The following is a 15,355-nucleotide window of genomic DNA, read 5'->3' on the forward strand; positions in this document are numbered from 1 at the left end:
AATAAGTAAACCATATGTGATAAATCTAATTACTTACTACTTCCTCACGCTCTACTGCTCTTATTACACGTTCAAAAGTATTTAAGCTATCTTCAAAATTATTTGATAGATCAAAATATTCGGGTTTATGTGGATAATTCCGCCATAAATCTTGAAGATATTGTTTAAAACTTAGGGTTCTTTCTAAGCGATCACTAATTGACAATGATTCTAGATGTGTGACCAATGATTCATTAATAGCATCATTAAAAATAGGCGTATCAAATACCATTGCATCTAAATATGTGAATGATCCCATCCACTTTTTCAAATGATATGCACCTATAGTAGTAATCCTAAAGTTATCAGGCATATCACCAATAAGTAATCCTTTATCATCCTCATCGAATGTTATTCTTTGCGAGGTTTCTATCAATTTTCTATTTGTACATCGTCTAATTGCATAGTGAATTTGATTAATTGTAAATCCATTATTTTGTAATTCTTCTTGAAGAATATTCAATGAGAAAAAAGAATCTTTATCTTTTTTAGAGTTATCCGAACAAAGGAATGCTAATAAAATCGGAGTCAAAAAATGCTCATATGTATCAGATGTTGAAACATCAAATAGATTCATTGCAATTGACGTATCGGCATTATAATGAGAATAATCACCTAAAAGGGCTGATTTTGTGAACTCGTGGAGAGGTACAATATACTTTTTATTCTCAGAATTTCTTTCTGTGAGATCAATAATTTTTTGAGCATCTACATTTGGGCTACCAATAAAATTGACTATTAGTTCTATCGCATTCCTAATATTACCTCCCGTTATATTCGTTAAAAACTCCTTCAAATCATTGTTATTAGCTAAGGAATCAATTAAAACCTTTAAAAAGACTGCTAAATTTTTAGAGTTTACTTGAACATAGTTAGCTATCTCTAATGGAATTTTACCTTCAGCCATTCCTAGTGCAAACAATAATCTTTTTTCTATTACCAAATCTATTCGAGGAGGTGAGATAGTAAAAACCTTATGAGGATAGGCAGACAATGCTCCCGATCTCTTTGATTTAAAAAATGTTTGCGGACGAACTGAAATAAAAACTGTTGTATTCCAGTCTTTAGCTAATTCCTGTGAAATAATAAAGGTATCTTGTTGTACCTCATAATCACGTTGATCTGCATTATCTAGACAAACGATTATTTGTCTATTTTCTGATTTTGCTCTTGTATTAATTGATCTTTTTAAATGTGCATCTTTTTTTTCACAAAGATTAGCTATCATTTCTAGAAGTTTAGTCTCATATAAAGCTGGATCTGACTCCTTCTTTTGCCCCCAAAGACCTTTAGAGAAACGACTTATTTCCGATGCATACACACCTTTAATAAAACTATAGTCATTAATATCTACACTATATTTTTCTAAAAGTTGCTTTTCAATTTCTTCTAGAACAAAGTCTTTTAAATTATTTGTAAGAGCACCACTTGAACCTAAGTCAATGTAAATATAAAAAGCTCTTTTAAACTCTTCATATGCACCATTATATATAAGATTTTTTACAAAAGATGTTTTACCAACACCAACATCACCTAATAAGACTATAGGTCTACGTGATAAAGCTTCAGATAAAATATCAGGAGATATATTATTATTTTTCTTTTCTCTTACTGGCGTAATAAATGGTGCTGTTTCAGATTGATTAAATAAAGAAGCATATCTTGCCTCAAGAATATTTTTACTAAGTAACGAATATTTTGATAAAGCACCGCTTTCACAATAACATTCTTTAAAAAATCGTTCTTCAACCTGTTCATTTTCAACAATATCTTGAAAAAATATTTCAGCTAACTGTCTAAGAGTAGACTGTAGCTCGCTTCCATACCGAACGATTGGATAATTTCTTAGTTTAGATGAGAGTTTTGATGGTATCGACTCAAAGTCCGGTTTTAAATATTTATATATATTTTTTTCTTTAATTCCATGGAATGACATAATCTGCCAAGCATCTTTAAAATTATCAGCCAAGTGTTCAAGACTTTTAAATACAACAGCTTTACCATCTTTTATAGATATCCCATCTTGTCTAGAAGCTATAAAAATAATGTATTGATGACCATTACTAATAATTCCTATAGGAACTCCTCGCTGATTGCAATAACTAATGGCTTGATCGATAGTATCTTCAGTTGCTGAACACATCTTAATTAAAGATCTAATATCACATGTTAATGATTTACTATCATATGCAGGGATCTCAAAAATCTTTCCTTCTCTTTTTGCTTCTAATATAGCTAATCGGGTGGGTTTACCTAACTCATAGTCAGTAAATTTATTTTCTTCATTATTTTCAACTTCGACAAAATTTTTATCCCATCCTAAACATTCAAATAAAAGATGGTCGATTATAAAAAATCTAGTTTGAGCTTCATTTTGATTTGTATGAAATTCAGCTTTGTGTTCTTGTACAAATTTCTTTAATTTTATCTCAGCTTGAGCAAGGGTTATCATAAAATACCTTTCATCTAATAATCATAAGCATAGGGTGATTTTACTATTTCTTTAATTTAATTACCTTACTATTTTCCACTTTACTTTAATTAGTAGAGTAATTTTATTTAACATAGCGTGTTGTACGCTTAGGCGTACAATCATTGAAGGATTTAGCCAATATACGGATTGAATACAATTTTTTATTATAGACACATAGAGAGCAGGATGCTCCAGACAAGAATAACAAGATAAGATACAAGGAATGTAAAGGTACGACAGGAGTCAGACCAACGCATCAATTACGTAAAAAAGCCCGACAGGATGTCGGGCTTTTTTATGCCAAAATATCTACAAATTAATAATCTAACTACTTACTAGGTAATAAAAGCTCATATTCTTTGAATTTTATAACTTCAGCCCCTAACCTTTCATTAATTTGTTTTAGTAGGTTTTGGTAATACACAATTTCATTGTAATAAAAAACTTTAGCTGCTTTTTCAACATCACCAAATCCACCTGCATTTTGTGGAACAACTCCAATGAGTTGAGGTGGTATGCGATGCCCGGCAAGTTGATCATCACGACTGGCAATTTTAATATTATAGAATTCATCCTTTGCTGCAACTTCGGCTAATGGAATTACTTTAACACCGTCCTTCGTTCCACCAGGTGTATAAACAAGTAAATTTTTAAAGTTCCCTGCCCCTTTTGAATTTTCCAGTGAATCTTCTAAATCATCGACATCTTGCTGACTTTGCAAAGCATCTGTCATATGTAAAATAAATCCTGCGTGTGCACCATTTTTATAATAACGACGACGAAATAACGTTGCTGCTTCATTTAATAAAATTGCATTAATACTACTCAAATAATTAGGCACACCGTAAATTTCTTGACCAATATCGGATTCATAAACATGAATCATATCTTGTGGCGCAAATTTATAATTATTGCTTTGATCCCAATCTAGTTGGTAATAACTGGATAAATCTAAACCACGACGAATATTAAGTGCTGGTCTAGATCCAATCCCAACAATTCCATTGAAGCGATTTCTTTTGATATGTGCATAGCAATTGGCAAAGGTTAAAAGATTCAAAGCCAAAGCATTAAACTCATGCCGACTTAATAAAGGATGAGGAATGTAATCACTGGTTAAGATATTACGTTTTACAATTAAAGCACTGGTGTGGTGACTAGTTGCACGAAATAATTTTGCCGTGGCCATCATGTCATATGGAAGCTCGTACCAATCTTGCCATTTAGGACAATAGCCATATTCGAATAGGTCATGCCCGTCTAAAACAGGCTGCGCTTCCCCAAAATTCTTACATATAATTTTACTGGTTGGAGCAGCTGCTGTTTGATGTGTTGGCAACACACGTAAACGATCCAACTGCTGAGATAGCATAGATTTTATATTCATGATTTAAATACTCTGATTCGGCTACGTGTTGCGCCTTGTTGAGATGGATCGGTAATATCGACAATCGGTGCTCTTTCTAAACCATTCATAATTGCCCAAGCCAAATCACCATGACCATTTTCAGCAGAGCGACTTGTAACCAAAGTTTTATTACCACCACCACTGGTCATGGCTTTTTTAATAGAAAGAAAGGCTTTGGCGACAGTTGTTAAACCGGCATCAAAATTAAGTCGTCTTTTTTGAAATAACTCTTTGGCTCTAAGCCCCATACGAATTTTTAATTCAGGGTTATAGTTCAATCTCGTGAGTGCAGGGAAAAATTTAGACACATATTCAGAAACAGAAAGACCATTACCAGTGTTATCAATTCCAATAAAAGTGACGTTGTAACGTGCACAAACTTTTTTGATATATAGCGCTTGTTCTTGAGAAGTCTGCCCTTTGAACTGTTTTACTTCTAAGATTCGATAAGGGGATAGAGGCGTTTGCGGTGGAGCAATGACTGCAAGTGCAGCATTATCACCTGTGAATGACGGATCATAGCCAATCCATACTTCACCGTCATAATGTGGTGTTTGAGTCGGATTAAAATCGTTCCAAATTTCCCATGAATCCACCATATTAGGAATAATATCTTTGAGTGGAAAATAAGAACCTGAATCATCAATAAAATCACAATCAAATAAATTGGCAAACTCTTCATCACCATACTCGGCTAGCAAGTCATCCCGGTCAAAAAGATCACAACCCTTCTCTTCGGCTGCATCCAAAGTCACAATTTGACGAGTCTTTCTATCCGCACATTTGACGGGCATTTTTAATGCGATTTTACTGACATCAATTTCAATTGGTAATTTACGCTTGCTGTCAGTACCCGTCCAAAACGCATAAGCTTCATGCAAAATGCTGGATGGCGTCGACATATAAATTTGCTTATACATCTTTTGTGAAGCCATCGCTGAAGCGACTTTTTTGAATTTTAAGAAGTTACGAATCCAAAAGAACTCATCCATAATGACATCACCATGGCGTCCTTGTGCTGTAAGCGCATTTGTTCCTAAATAATATAGAGTTGCTTGTCCATTGGGTCCATTGACAACAATTGGATCTCCTGTTAATTCGATGCCAACAACTTCCAAACAAAAAGCTTTGATGTACTCAATAAACTGATATGCCTGTGCTCTTGAAGCTGACATAAAAATTTTATTCTTACCTGTTTTAAGTAAGTCAATAAATGCCCATAACGCAATGATAAAAGTCGCACCAATTTGACGAGATTTTAATAAAATAAAAATTCGAGACCAGGATATTGCATCCATCCATTCCTCTTGGTAAACAAATAAAAAATCTTGAAATGCTTGTTCAAGCAATGCCAAATCATCTTCAGTAATTTGATTTTTAAGTTTGCGTTTTTTCGGTTTGTTATTGCGATTTTCTAATTTTGGATTGAGATCTGCTTGTGTTCCACCTGCGCGATATTTTTCAATTCGAGCAAAACGTTCAAATTGAATCCCGATAAAATCCATTTCTTTATAGTTGGCATTACTTTTATTTTCCATAAAAGTCAGCGCTAAGTATCTAACTTTTAAACCTATCGTTAGATCATCGAATAAATCTGCTTTTTCCCAACTATCACGTTGCTTCCAACTTTCTACCGTTGCCCGATTTTCTTCTAATTGTTTTGAGATTTCAGACACAGTCATGCCCATCGCAAATAGGATTCGTCCATGTTGCCGTGGGTTTAGATTCTCGAAAGTCAAAGGATGTGATGTATTCATGCGCTTAATGTAGCGCTATGTGTTCATTTTCAACGAATAACAAAATCCTGATTAAGCGTTAAACAGGATTTAGATCGTTGCGACCTCCCTGTCATCACAAGCAGACTGCATACATCAGAAACATAGATGGAAATTTAAATAATGGGACTACCAGGAGAAGGACGTGTAGAAAAACGCTTTCGAGTTGCCCGTGAAGGTCAAACGGTCGATGGTCGTGAATTGAGTCGTCAAGAAATTCAAGACATGGCCGATACATACAATCCTGAACATTATGCAGGGCGCATCAACATTGAGCATTTTGCTGGCTGGTCACCTGAACCACCATTTAATGCATATGGCGACATTATCAAAGTTGAAGCTGTTGAAGAAGGCGGAAAACTTTGTCTTTACAACACAATTTCTGCCTTACCAAATTTTGTGGCCATGAATAAAAATGGACAGAAAATATTTCCCTCAATTGAGTTTTATCGCAATTTTGCAGGGACAAATAAAGCCTATCAAGTCGGTCTTGGCATGACTGATCAACCTGCATCACTGGGAACTCAAGCTATTAAGTTTTCATCAAATCAATTTTCTTTACGCACTCAACCCGATTCGGAGATTTACATGTCATTGACAGCTCCAACTGAAATCAATTCAGTTCCAACCGATCAAAAAGGTTTATTAGAACAACTTAAAACCTTACTCACACCGTCAAAGCCGACTGAAAGTGAAGATGAGTTTAAAAAGGTGGTTACCCAAGGTCTTGTTGCTGTTTTTGCATCGATCAAAGACTTGAATGAGAAATTCAGTACATTGAGTCCGGCACCTGCAACAACTACAACACCTGTTACAACGCCTGTAGCTCAAACCACAGAACAACCTGCAGCTGCGCCACAAGATGATTTAAGCAAAGTACTCGAACCGATTTTGCAATCAATTCAAGGCTTACAAACTCAATTCAACCAACTTTCAACGACTCCAGTCAATCTTCCACCTGCAGCTGCAGGCGGTGAAGCTGACAAAGTTGATTATTAATAGGGATACAAATAAATATGTCAGTCGCTCTTAATCCCATTGCCCGTACAAAATTATCTGCTTATATGGCCGATGTTGCTCGTGCAAATAATGTTGAAGACGTTAGATATACATTTGCAGTTCAGCCTGTCCCTGAACAAAAAATCATTGCTGCTTATCAAGAAGCAGCAGATTTTTTAAAGCAAATTAATATATTTCCAGTGGACAATGCAAAAGGTGAAAAAATTGCCCTGCTTGTAGGTACTTCCATTGCAGGGACAACTGATACTCGTGTCAAAGCACGTGCACCAACCGCAGTCGGTTCGCTCGATTTACTAGATGAATATGATTGTACTCAGACTAACTATGACGTCGCCTATTACTGGTCATTACTAAATGCATGGAAACACCATCCAAACTTTAAAGCCAAATTACAATCTATGGTTGTTCGTGCAGTAGCATTGGATAAATTATGTATTGGTTTTAATGGCCTATATCGTGCGCCAACTTCTGACCGTGTGGCTAATCCCCTTTTACAAGATGTAAAAAAAGGTTGGCTACAAAAGATTCGTGACAATGCGCCTGAGCAACATTATGCAGGCGTTGATGACGGTACAGGAAAACTTGTCACCAAAATTGGCGCAGGCAATGAGTTTAAAACACTGGATGGTTTAGTTGAATTTGCAGTTGAAGAATACATCGCAGAACAACATCGTGATAGCGGTTTAATCGCAATTTGTGGCCGTGGGGTACTCAGCGATAAATATTTACCATTGCTGAATACCATTCAAGATCCAACGGAACAATTGGCTGCTCGTACAATCTATGCCAATAAGCAGCTTGGTACTTTACGTGCCCTGCATGTGCCTAAATTCCCGGCAAAAACCATTCTAATTACGACGCCTGACAATCTATCAATTTACCTTCAGTCAGGTACTTTAATGCGTTCTATTGCTGAACAGCCTGAATGGGATCGTGCTGTGGACTTCCAATCCGTGAATGAAGATTTTGTGGTGGAAGACTATACAAAGGCAGTTCTTATCGAAAACATTGAGGTACAAGACTAATGGCAACGAATTCAATGCGTGAGCATCGTGAAAAGATGCTCGCAATCAAAGCGCAACAACAAGCAAAAAGCCAAGATCCACGCCTAAAACGTAAATCGGTCATTATGGGTGTTGCGCCTGCTTCGCCTGAAGGTGATAAAACCGTTATCACACCAACCTCACCAACGGCAAATATTGAATTGCGTTTGTTCAATCACATGAACCAATTGAAAGAAATCAAATCAACTCAGGAAAAAATAGCCAAGAAAAAAGAATGGCTTCCTGAATATTTGGGTTACATCGATGGTTGCCTAGCTGTTTCCCCTTCAGCTCAAAATACAACATTAGTGACTTTAATGATTTGGGCCGTAGATGCAGGCGAATATGAACTTGCGGTACGTATTGCTGAATATGCAATTTTAAATGAAATGGTGATGCCTGAAGGCTACAGCCGTGGCATTGCAGAATTCGTTACAGAGCAATCCGCTATAGATTTTTGTGATGATTCTGACCTTGCCATTGCCCATGCTGAACTGATTAAAAAAATCATTGAGTTGGGTGTTGGTGAACAAATGGTCGATCAAGCCCGTGCCAAAATTTACCGTGCGCTTGGGGATGCATTAAACGAGGCGCAGCCTGTTGAAGCACTCAATGCCTATAAAAATGCCTTGCGACTCAATGATAAAGTCGGCTGTAAAAAAGATCTTACCGCCCTTGAAAAACGATTGAGTAAGCAAACAACCGAGTCGTCTCCCGACGCCACTGTCGGCTCGCAGGCTGATACATCTGCAGATCAAACTGCCGATGCCTCAGTACCTGCGTCCACCGACTCCACCACGGCTGCGGAGTAGGTCAAATGTTACTAAATGCACCTGTTCCTGATAATGAAGTCGAAAATCCTGATCCAATGCGTCCCAATGTCAGTATTTTAGATTTGTTGGGTCAGGTGCGTTTAGACAAATCCAAAGGCGAAGTACTGCTGACTGAAAAAATCATGCTCGCCATGGATAACATTAATGATCAAACACTTTTACTTAATATCGAAACTGATACTCAAATTCGATATTACAAACGTGCAGTTTGCTATGAAGCGGCTGCACTGATTTGTGAAGATAATTTAGATTTTGATACCACAACAACGGGACAAACCCGGGGTGAAAATCAACAAGTTAAAACGCAAGCTTTACGTCGAACAGTGAATTACAGCGTCGGTAAATTAATCAGTAAAGGCAGACCAAAACGTAATCGAGTGAAATTGATATGAATCAAATCAAAGCAATGCAAAACGATACTTTTGATTCACTCGCTTACCGCTATTACGGCAATCAGTCGATAGTCATGCTGCCTGCACTGCTTGAAGCAAACTCAAATTTGCAACAAGTCGTTTTACAAGAACATCAAATCATTAATTTACCTGAACTGGTACAAGCTCAACGGCCTCAGACAATTAAATTATGGGATTAGTTATGTTTGAACACTTAACTTCCCTCAAGGGGAAAACGATGAATGATCCGCTGTCAATTAAGGGGTTACCATGGCTTTTTAAAATTATTGCAGCGATCATGGGCGCAATTCTCGCCTTGATTTTAAGTGGTGATATTGACACCCAAGGTCGTATAAAAATCACCGTTGGTGTGATTTTAAAATTTTCGATTAGCGTAACTATCAGTTTATATGGTGGTGCTGCTTGCATTGAATATTATCAATTACAGCAATACTCACATATGGCTCAAGGTTTTGTGATGTTGCTTTTTGCCGTGTTTGGCATGTTGCTGATTGGTATTTGGTATCAATCTATGCAGTTACTCAAAGGTAAAACCTTTAGCGAAATTATTGCTGAAGTTAAAGCTGCTTTTGCTGCAATGTTCAATAAATAAGGAAATCATCATGTCACTTACATTTGATCAAGCCTTTGAACGTCTCATTGGCCATGAAGGTAAATTTACAAATGATCGTCAAGACCGTGGCAATTGGACGACTGGTGTAATTGGTAAAGGTCAACTCAACGGCACAAAGTATGGTATTTCTGCCATGACTTATCCTGATTTAGATATTAAAAGTTTAAACCTTGAACAAGCCAAAAACATTTATAAACGGGATTGGTGGGACAAGATCAATGCCGATCAAATCGACTCTGCCCTTGTCTTTCAAGTTTGGGATTTTGCCATTAATGCAGGCATGGGAACCGCCAAACGTAAACTACAATTGGCTGTAGGCGTGTTAGATGATGGCATCATCGGAAACTTAACAATTCAAGCCATTAATAAAGCTGATTTGAATGATATTTTATTGAAATTTAATGCAGAACGATTGAAATATTATACAAGTTTAAGCACTTGGCCACGCTATGGAAAAGGTTGGACCTTACGTGTTGCAAGCCAGTTAAATTATGCAGCATTGGATAATTAAATCATGATCGCATTGATCGGTTTAAAAACATTTTTGCAAGAAAAATTGCCGAGTATGACTGCAGACAAATGCCATTTATTTATTGTGAATGGCACACAAGCAAAAGGTTATATGGATTATACCGTTCGGCTTTTATTTCTTGATTATCGCTTAGATCCGATTGAAGTCATCATGCTAATTCGGAGTTGGCTTAAAACTCAAAATCTGCATTTAGACACCACGGGCAATGATCTACAAATTTCATTTAGTTCTGAAATTATTGATAATGATACCTTTGACCTCGAAGTTGACTTTCCACAACGGGATAAAGTGGTAATAGATGACCAGGGCTATCATATTTGCCCTGCGTTGGAATGGAGTGATTTACGAGGTGGATTCATTCCGAAAGGATTCGAATAATGAAATCTTTTGCTGCTTTAAATCGTTGGTTTGATCAATATCTTCAGCACTTAGAGCCATCTCAACGACGAGAATTAATGCGTCGTTTAGCTCAAGGATTAAGAATACGATCTAAAGACAGAATTAGTCAGCAAAGAGATCCAAACGGTAATCGTTTTACGCCAAGAAAAAGGGATCAAATTGGAAGTATTAAGCGTAAAGGTGATATGTTCAAAAAGATTGGCCAACAATTAAAAACAGAATATTCAGCCGATAAAGCTTCAGTAGGTTTTGGTGGACGTACAGCCCAAATTGCGAAAGTACACCAGGAGGGAAAAACGATCCGCCCTACTGATCATGCAAAACCAACTAAATACCCAATTCGTGAATTGGTTGGTTTTAGTCAAGATGATCAAAAATGGATTGAAACGGAGTTAGAGAGATTCTTCAGAATATGATTGAACTCAGATGTAAATGCGGAAAATTACTAGGTCGTATTGAAAAGATCACAGTACATCTAGAAATCAAGTGCACTCGTTGCCGAGTGCTGAATCATTGGAACGCCTAGAGCGTCAGGTTAGATAGCCTTGAGCTACCAACGGAGTAGACATTATGTCCCCGAAAACTAACCCAAACCAAGAAGTATCAAAACCTTCCTATAATCCTTCAGGACATTCATTTTCAGGGTGGATTGGTGGTAAATCTCAATTGGCCAAAACTATTATTGACATGATGCCTGAGCATCATCATTACTGTGAAGTATTTGGTGGTGCAGGTTGGGTGCTGTTTAAAAAAACAGTCTCCAAACTTGAAACTATCAATGATATTAATGGCGACCTTATAAATTTATATCGCGTTTTTAAATATCATCCTGACGCCCTGGTGCAAGAGTTTGAAACCCAACTCATCAGTCGTGATGAGTTTGAACGATTAAAAATATCAAACTCTCAAACATTAACGGACATTCAAAGAGCAGCTCGATTTTATTACTTATTGAGAAACTGCTTTGGAGCAAAAGTCGCGGCACCAAATTTCTTTTCACATGTTGAACGTAAACCACATTTAAAATTAGGTGATGAATTAAAATTAACCTTGTCTATAATTCATCAGCGATTACAAAAGGTAAATATTGAAAATCGCAATTTTGATACTTTGATTCAAAAAATGGATCGTCCGACCACTCTATTCTATTTAGATCCACCTTATTACAATTGCGAAAACTATTATGGTAAAGATATTTTTAGCCGAGATGATTTTTCAAAACTGAATGATATTTTACGAAATATCAAAGGAAAATTTATTTTAAGCCTTAATGATGTGCCTGAAGTGCGTGAATTGTTTAAAGGCTTTTACTTTCAAACTAAAAAAATTCGTTGGTCACTCAACTCTCAATCTGAAGATGAAAATAATGGTAAAGAAATCATTATTACCAATTTCAAGATTCCTGATTAAGCGCTAAACAGGATTCAATTCCTCGCACTTTAAAAACAAAATGCCCATGATTTCAAGCATGGGCATTTTTACGTTTAAATCATCATGAGCAATCAACTTTTACGCCAATTTCAAAACCTTTCCAGTATTGGAACTGTAATAGCAGTCGATGCTTCAGCATGGAAAATTCGCTTAAAAATTGATGAAAATGAGACTGATTGGATTCCTATTCCGACCATGGCTGCAGGCGTTGTTAAAATTTGGCGCTGTCCATCGATCGGAGAACAATTTTCAGTTTCAGCTCAAGGCGGTGAGCTAACTAATTCGGTACCGCAAATCAGTTTATTTTCTGAAGATTTCCCACCTCCAAGCGTAGACCCTGACGAGGTTTATATTCAATTAGGCGAACATTCTTTTGTTGTCAATGTCGCTTCAGGCGAAGCCATTTTTAAATTAAGCAAATGCACCTTTGATGTTCCTGAAACTGAATTTACTGGTCAGGTCAAAATTCAAAAAAAATTGGACGTTACACAAGGCATCCACGCCCAACAAGATATCACCTCTGATACGGATGTCATCGCCCAAAACATTAGCTTAACTACACATAAAACTTTAGGTGTGAAAGGTGGTACAGACACTTCAGGAGGACCAACTCAATGAAAGGTATGCATCGAAGCACTGGTAAAGCAATTACTGATAATGATTCATTTCCTGAGCATTTATATCAATCTATGCATGACATTCTTAGCACCTTGATCGGTACTCGATTATGTCGAAGAAATTACGGTTCACTTGTTCCGCATCTGATCGATCAACCCTGTAATGACTTTACCAAGCTTCAGATTATGAATGCCTCAGCGACTGCACTGATTCGCTTTGAACCTCGCATCAAAATTAGTCAAGTTCAAGTTAGCCAAGCTGCTGCTGTTGTGGGCTATTGGCTGATTACCATTCTAGGCAATATTAAGACCATTACAGGTACTCAAACAGTTAAACAAGAATTTCTAATCGGGGCAGCTACATGAGTTCAAATCGTATCGATCTTTCTGCTTTACCCTTTCCAAATGTTATAGAGCAGCTCGACTTTGAAGCGGAGTTAGATGCATGCAAACAAGATCTCATCGCAAGAGATCCCGAACTAGCGCCAGTATTAAATTTTGAAAGTGAGCCAATCGTTAAAGTACTTGAAACCTTTGCTTATCGCTTATTGCTTAAAACCTCCCAGATTAATGCCAAAGCAAAAGCACTCATGTTGGCTTATGCAAAAGGGGCAGATTTAGACCATTTAGCAGCTAACCGTAATGTTTATCGAAAAACCATTATTGAAGCAGATCCTACCGCAAACCCACCTGTCGAAGCTGTTATGGAGGACGACGAAGATTTGCGTCGTCGAGTTCAGTTAGAGCCTGAGAGTAAATCTGCAGGTTCAGTCGGTGCATATCAATTTTGGGGTTTAGGTGCACATGGCCATGTTAAGGATATTGCGGTAGAAACGCCTGCAGCTGGATACGTTGATATTTTTGTACAAAGTCATATTGATGATGTTGCGCCTCAAACTTTACTCAATATTATCGATGTCGCATTAGATCCTGGTACTAAGCGTCCCTTTACAGATGCCGTAACTATAAAAGCAGCCACACCTTTTGAATGGGCGGTAAACGCCACTTTAGTTTTATTCCCTGGTCCTGATTCTGCAGTAGTTCAAACGGCTGCTGAAGATGCCCTCAACACCTACATTAAAATGGTTAATGCTTTGGGGTATGACGTCACTCGCAGCGGAATTTATCACGCTCTACATGTGGCTGGTGTACAAAATGTCATTTTGACTGCGCCAGCGAGTGACATCATTTTAGCCAAAAGCCGGTATGCAAAATGTACTGGCACAACGCTAACAATTACGGAGTTTCGCGATGTCTAAACTCTTGCCTCCCAACGCCACAAAACTTGAAAAAAATATTGAGCAGCTTGGTGAAAAAATTACTGCACTTCCCGTCCCTTTTGTTGATTTACATCGTATTCATCTTTGCCCTGTTGCTCACTTACCTTGGCTTGCATGGGAGCACCGTGTCGAGTATTGGCAGCCTAACTGGGCCGAATCACAAAAACGTAATGCCATCACAGAAAGTAAGGCTTTCAATGCGCAACGTGGCACCCGATCTTCCATTGAAAGTCTACTTTCAACTGTCGTCCCTCAATTCCAATTAACCCCTTGGCATGCGCTCATCCCAAAACAACCGCCATTTACTTTTATAGTCAATATTCCGACTAGTTACCTGCTAACGATTGACCAATTACTTCAAGTATTAACGGCTATTGAAGCAACAAAATCGGCAAGAGATGCTTATTCAATCACTGCAAAAGTTAAAACAGAAAGTCATTTTAATGTTGTTGGTGCATCACATACTGGTGCAACCGTTTATCTATCTACAATTTAATAAGGTTTAAATTATGGCTGCAAAATACTATGTCGCTTTGACTGAGTACGGTTCATCATTGATTGCTCAAGCTCATAATGTTGTCAGCATTCAACTCACCGCAATGGTGATTGGTGATGCAAATAATCAACCTTATGAACCTATTGACCAAAAAAGCCGAACATCTTTAGTCAATGAACGTGCCAGAGTTCCTATTCAATCTGTCGAAGTACTAGGGCAAACTGCACGAGTCTCTGCCACGATTGAAGCAAATATCGGTGGTTTCAATATGCATGAATATGGCTTTATCGATGCCACTGGCCAACTGGTTTATATTGGTAATTATCATGGCGCATACAAACCGGTGATTGCTGAAGGTGCAGGTGGTGAACTTGAAATTGTCACCGAAATTAAAGCAGATTCAGGCGCTCAAGTTTTAGTCGAAATTGATTCCCACGTTGTCACTGCAAATAAACAATGGGTTTTAGATCAAATCAATAGTCTAAAAGAAACCCTTTTAAGCCGACATGATATTGCCATTGGCGATCCATTCATCACCACAATCTTATTCAATAATTCAGATGCAGTGAATAAACATAAAGGATATGGCGAATGGCAAAAGTCGGGTGATGGTCATGCCCTGGTCAGCCGTGCCCTAGAAAGTAATGAACTTGCGCCTAGTTTTATGAAAGTAATAGGCAACACCGGGGGCGAATATACCCATAAATTAAGCATTGAAGAATTACCAAAACATCGCATTAATATCGATGCAACAACAACCGACAGCCCTGGTACTGCACGTCCCTCATTTAATTTTTCAACTGATAAGCCTGCTGACTTGAAAACTAACGAGATTGGTGGCGATAAAGCCCATAATATCGTGCAAAAATCCATGGTGGTCGATGTTTGGATCCGCACTGCATAAAAGCAAAATCCTGATTAAGACTTAAACTGGATTGTACTTATAGAATATTAAAATCTCAGACCGCATGATGACTTCAAAT

18 protein-coding genes are annotated in these 15,355 nt (G+C 37.5%); 15 read left to right on the forward strand and 3 right to left on the reverse strand.

Annotated elements, in window-relative coordinates:
* Nucleotides 1–25: 25 nt before the first annotated feature.
* The 3 genes from AC2G3J_RS16685 to AC2G3J_RS16695 form a co-directional block, all read right to left on the reverse strand.
* A complete protein-coding gene (locus tag AC2G3J_RS16685) occupies nt 26–2,491 on the reverse strand; it encodes a hypothetical protein (RefSeq protein WP_483770307.1) in 2,466 nt (821 codons plus the stop codon).
* A 349-nt stretch (nt 2,492–2,840) separates the two neighbouring features.
* Nucleotides 2,841–3,899 (reverse strand): phage portal protein, encoded by a 1,059-nt coding sequence (locus tag AC2G3J_RS16690; protein ID WP_483770308.1) that lies wholly within the window; start codon nt 3,897–3,899, stop codon nt 2,841–2,843.
* Nucleotides 3,896–5,677 carry a terminase large subunit domain-containing protein gene (locus AC2G3J_RS16695; RefSeq protein WP_483770309.1) on the reverse strand — a complete coding sequence of 594 codons (1,782 nt, stop codon included), beginning with the start codon at nt 5,675–5,677 and terminating at the stop codon, nt 3,896–3,898. The genes AC2G3J_RS16690 and AC2G3J_RS16695 overlap by 4 nt, the downstream gene beginning before the upstream one ends.
* A gap of 141 nt (nt 5,678–5,818) precedes the next feature.
* Between AC2G3J_RS16695 and AC2G3J_RS16700 the strand changes: the two genes are divergently transcribed.
* The 15 genes from AC2G3J_RS16700 (at nt 5,819) to AC2G3J_RS16770 (ending at nt 15,276) form a co-directional block, all read left to right on the forward strand.
* On the forward strand, nt 5,819–6,694 hold the full coding sequence (locus AC2G3J_RS16700; protein ID WP_209826850.1) for a GPO family capsid scaffolding protein: 876 nt from the start codon (nt 5,819–5,821) through the stop codon (nt 6,692–6,694).
* Nucleotides 6,695–6,711: 17 nt separating this feature from the next.
* Nucleotides 6,712–7,740: a phage major capsid protein, P2 family gene (locus tag AC2G3J_RS16705; RefSeq protein ID WP_483770310.1), complete on the forward strand. Its 1,029-nt coding sequence runs from the start codon at nt 6,712–6,714 to the stop codon at nt 7,738–7,740.
* Nucleotides 7,740–8,570, forward strand: a complete 831-nt coding sequence (gene gpM / locus AC2G3J_RS16710) for a phage terminase small subunit (protein WP_483770311.1) — start codon at nt 7,740–7,742, stop codon at nt 8,568–8,570. Before AC2G3J_RS16705 ends, gpM begins: the two co-directional genes overlap by 1 nt.
* Nucleotides 8,571–8,575: 5 nt before the next feature.
* Nucleotides 8,576–8,983: a head completion/stabilization protein gene (locus AC2G3J_RS16715; protein ID WP_483770312.1), complete on the forward strand. Its 408-nt coding sequence runs from the start codon at nt 8,576–8,578 to the stop codon at nt 8,981–8,983.
* A complete protein-coding gene (locus AC2G3J_RS16720; protein WP_224964779.1) occupies nt 8,980–9,183 on the forward strand; it encodes a tail protein X in 204 nt (67 codons plus the stop codon). The genes AC2G3J_RS16715 and AC2G3J_RS16720 overlap by 4 nt, the downstream gene beginning before the upstream one ends.
* Nucleotides 9,184–9,221: 38 nt before the next feature.
* Nucleotides 9,222–9,596: a hypothetical protein gene (locus tag AC2G3J_RS16725; protein WP_096733105.1), complete on the forward strand. Its 375-nt coding sequence runs from the start codon at nt 9,222–9,224 to the stop codon at nt 9,594–9,596.
* Nucleotides 9,597–9,606: 10 nt separating this feature from the next.
* Nucleotides 9,607–10,128, forward strand: a complete 522-nt coding sequence (locus AC2G3J_RS16730) for a glycoside hydrolase family 108 protein (RefSeq protein ID WP_483770313.1) — start codon at nt 9,607–9,609, stop codon at nt 10,126–10,128.
* Between the two features lie 3 nt (nt 10,129–10,131).
* Nucleotides 10,132–10,527, forward strand: a complete 396-nt coding sequence (locus AC2G3J_RS16735) for a phage tail protein (RefSeq protein ID WP_483770314.1) — start codon at nt 10,132–10,134, stop codon at nt 10,525–10,527.
* On the forward strand, nt 10,527–10,964 hold the full coding sequence (locus AC2G3J_RS16740; protein ID WP_483770315.1) for a phage virion morphogenesis protein: 438 nt from the start codon (nt 10,527–10,529) through the stop codon (nt 10,962–10,964). Before AC2G3J_RS16735 ends, AC2G3J_RS16740 begins: the two co-directional genes overlap by 1 nt.
* Before the next feature lie 154 nt (nt 10,965–11,118).
* Nucleotides 11,119–11,958, forward strand: a complete 840-nt coding sequence (locus AC2G3J_RS16745; RefSeq protein ID WP_483770316.1) for a DNA adenine methylase — start codon at nt 11,119–11,121, stop codon at nt 11,956–11,958.
* 84 nt (nt 11,959–12,042) lie between these two features.
* Complete coding sequence (locus AC2G3J_RS16750) at nt 12,043–12,597, forward strand: phage baseplate assembly protein V (RefSeq protein ID WP_483770317.1); 555 nt, start codon at nt 12,043–12,045, stop codon at nt 12,595–12,597.
* Nucleotides 12,594–12,962: a GPW/gp25 family protein gene (locus tag AC2G3J_RS16755; RefSeq protein WP_151803182.1), complete on the forward strand. Its 369-nt coding sequence runs from the start codon at nt 12,594–12,596 to the stop codon at nt 12,960–12,962. The genes AC2G3J_RS16750 and AC2G3J_RS16755 overlap by 4 nt, the downstream gene beginning before the upstream one ends.
* Nucleotides 12,959–13,855 carry a baseplate assembly protein gene (locus AC2G3J_RS16760; protein WP_483770318.1) on the forward strand — a complete coding sequence of 299 codons (897 nt, stop codon included), beginning with the start codon at nt 12,959–12,961 and terminating at the stop codon, nt 13,853–13,855. Before AC2G3J_RS16755 ends, AC2G3J_RS16760 begins: the two co-directional genes overlap by 4 nt.
* Nucleotides 13,848–14,372 carry a phage tail protein I gene (locus AC2G3J_RS16765; RefSeq protein WP_483770319.1) on the forward strand — a complete coding sequence of 175 codons (525 nt, stop codon included), beginning with the start codon at nt 13,848–13,850 and terminating at the stop codon, nt 14,370–14,372. The genes AC2G3J_RS16760 and AC2G3J_RS16765 overlap by 8 nt, the downstream gene beginning before the upstream one ends.
* Before the next feature lie 13 nt (nt 14,373–14,385).
* Nucleotides 14,386–15,276: a phage tail protein gene (locus AC2G3J_RS16770; protein ID WP_483770320.1), complete on the forward strand. Its 891-nt coding sequence runs from the start codon at nt 14,386–14,388 to the stop codon at nt 15,274–15,276.
* The last annotated feature ends 79 nt before the right edge of the window (nt 15,277–15,355 follow it).

Source organism: Acinetobacter legionensis, from assembly GCF_057165765.1.

Coding starts and splice junctions, on each gene's coding strand:
- AC2G3J_RS16685 (WP_483770307.1), bottom strand. CDS start 2,491: ATGATAACCCTTGCTCAAGCTGAGATAAAATTAAAGAAATTTGTACAA.
- AC2G3J_RS16690 (WP_483770308.1), bottom strand. CDS start 3,899: ATGAATATAAAATCTATGCTATCTCAGCAGTTGGATCGTTTACGTGTG.
- AC2G3J_RS16695 (WP_483770309.1), bottom strand. CDS start 5,677: ATGAATACATCACATCCTTTGACTTTCGAGAATCTAAACCCACGGCAA.
- AC2G3J_RS16700 (WP_209826850.1), top strand. CDS start 5,819: ATGGGACTACCAGGAGAAGGACGTGTAGAAAAACGCTTTCGAGTTGCC.
- AC2G3J_RS16705 (WP_483770310.1), top strand. CDS start 6,712: ATGTCAGTCGCTCTTAATCCCATTGCCCGTACAAAATTATCTGCTTAT.
- gpM (WP_483770311.1), top strand. CDS start 7,740: ATGGCAACGAATTCAATGCGTGAGCATCGTGAAAAGATGCTCGCAATC.
- AC2G3J_RS16715 (WP_483770312.1), top strand. CDS start 8,576: ATGTTACTAAATGCACCTGTTCCTGATAATGAAGTCGAAAATCCTGAT.
- AC2G3J_RS16720 (WP_224964779.1), top strand. CDS start 8,980: ATGAATCAAATCAAAGCAATGCAAAACGATACTTTTGATTCACTCGCT.
- AC2G3J_RS16725 (WP_096733105.1), top strand. CDS start 9,222: ATGAATGATCCGCTGTCAATTAAGGGGTTACCATGGCTTTTTAAAATT.
- AC2G3J_RS16730 (WP_483770313.1), top strand. CDS start 9,607: ATGTCACTTACATTTGATCAAGCCTTTGAACGTCTCATTGGCCATGAA.
- AC2G3J_RS16735 (WP_483770314.1), top strand. CDS start 10,132: ATGATCGCATTGATCGGTTTAAAAACATTTTTGCAAGAAAAATTGCCG.
- AC2G3J_RS16740 (WP_483770315.1), top strand. CDS start 10,527: ATGAAATCTTTTGCTGCTTTAAATCGTTGGTTTGATCAATATCTTCAG.
- AC2G3J_RS16745 (WP_483770316.1), top strand. CDS start 11,119: ATGTCCCCGAAAACTAACCCAAACCAAGAAGTATCAAAACCTTCCTAT.
- AC2G3J_RS16750 (WP_483770317.1), top strand. CDS start 12,043: ATGAGCAATCAACTTTTACGCCAATTTCAAAACCTTTCCAGTATTGGA.
- AC2G3J_RS16755 (WP_151803182.1), top strand. CDS start 12,594: ATGAAAGGTATGCATCGAAGCACTGGTAAAGCAATTACTGATAATGAT.
- AC2G3J_RS16760 (WP_483770318.1), top strand. CDS start 12,959: ATGAGTTCAAATCGTATCGATCTTTCTGCTTTACCCTTTCCAAATGTT.
- AC2G3J_RS16765 (WP_483770319.1), top strand. CDS start 13,848: ATGTCTAAACTCTTGCCTCCCAACGCCACAAAACTTGAAAAAAATATT.
- AC2G3J_RS16770 (WP_483770320.1), top strand. CDS start 14,386: ATGGCTGCAAAATACTATGTCGCTTTGACTGAGTACGGTTCATCATTG.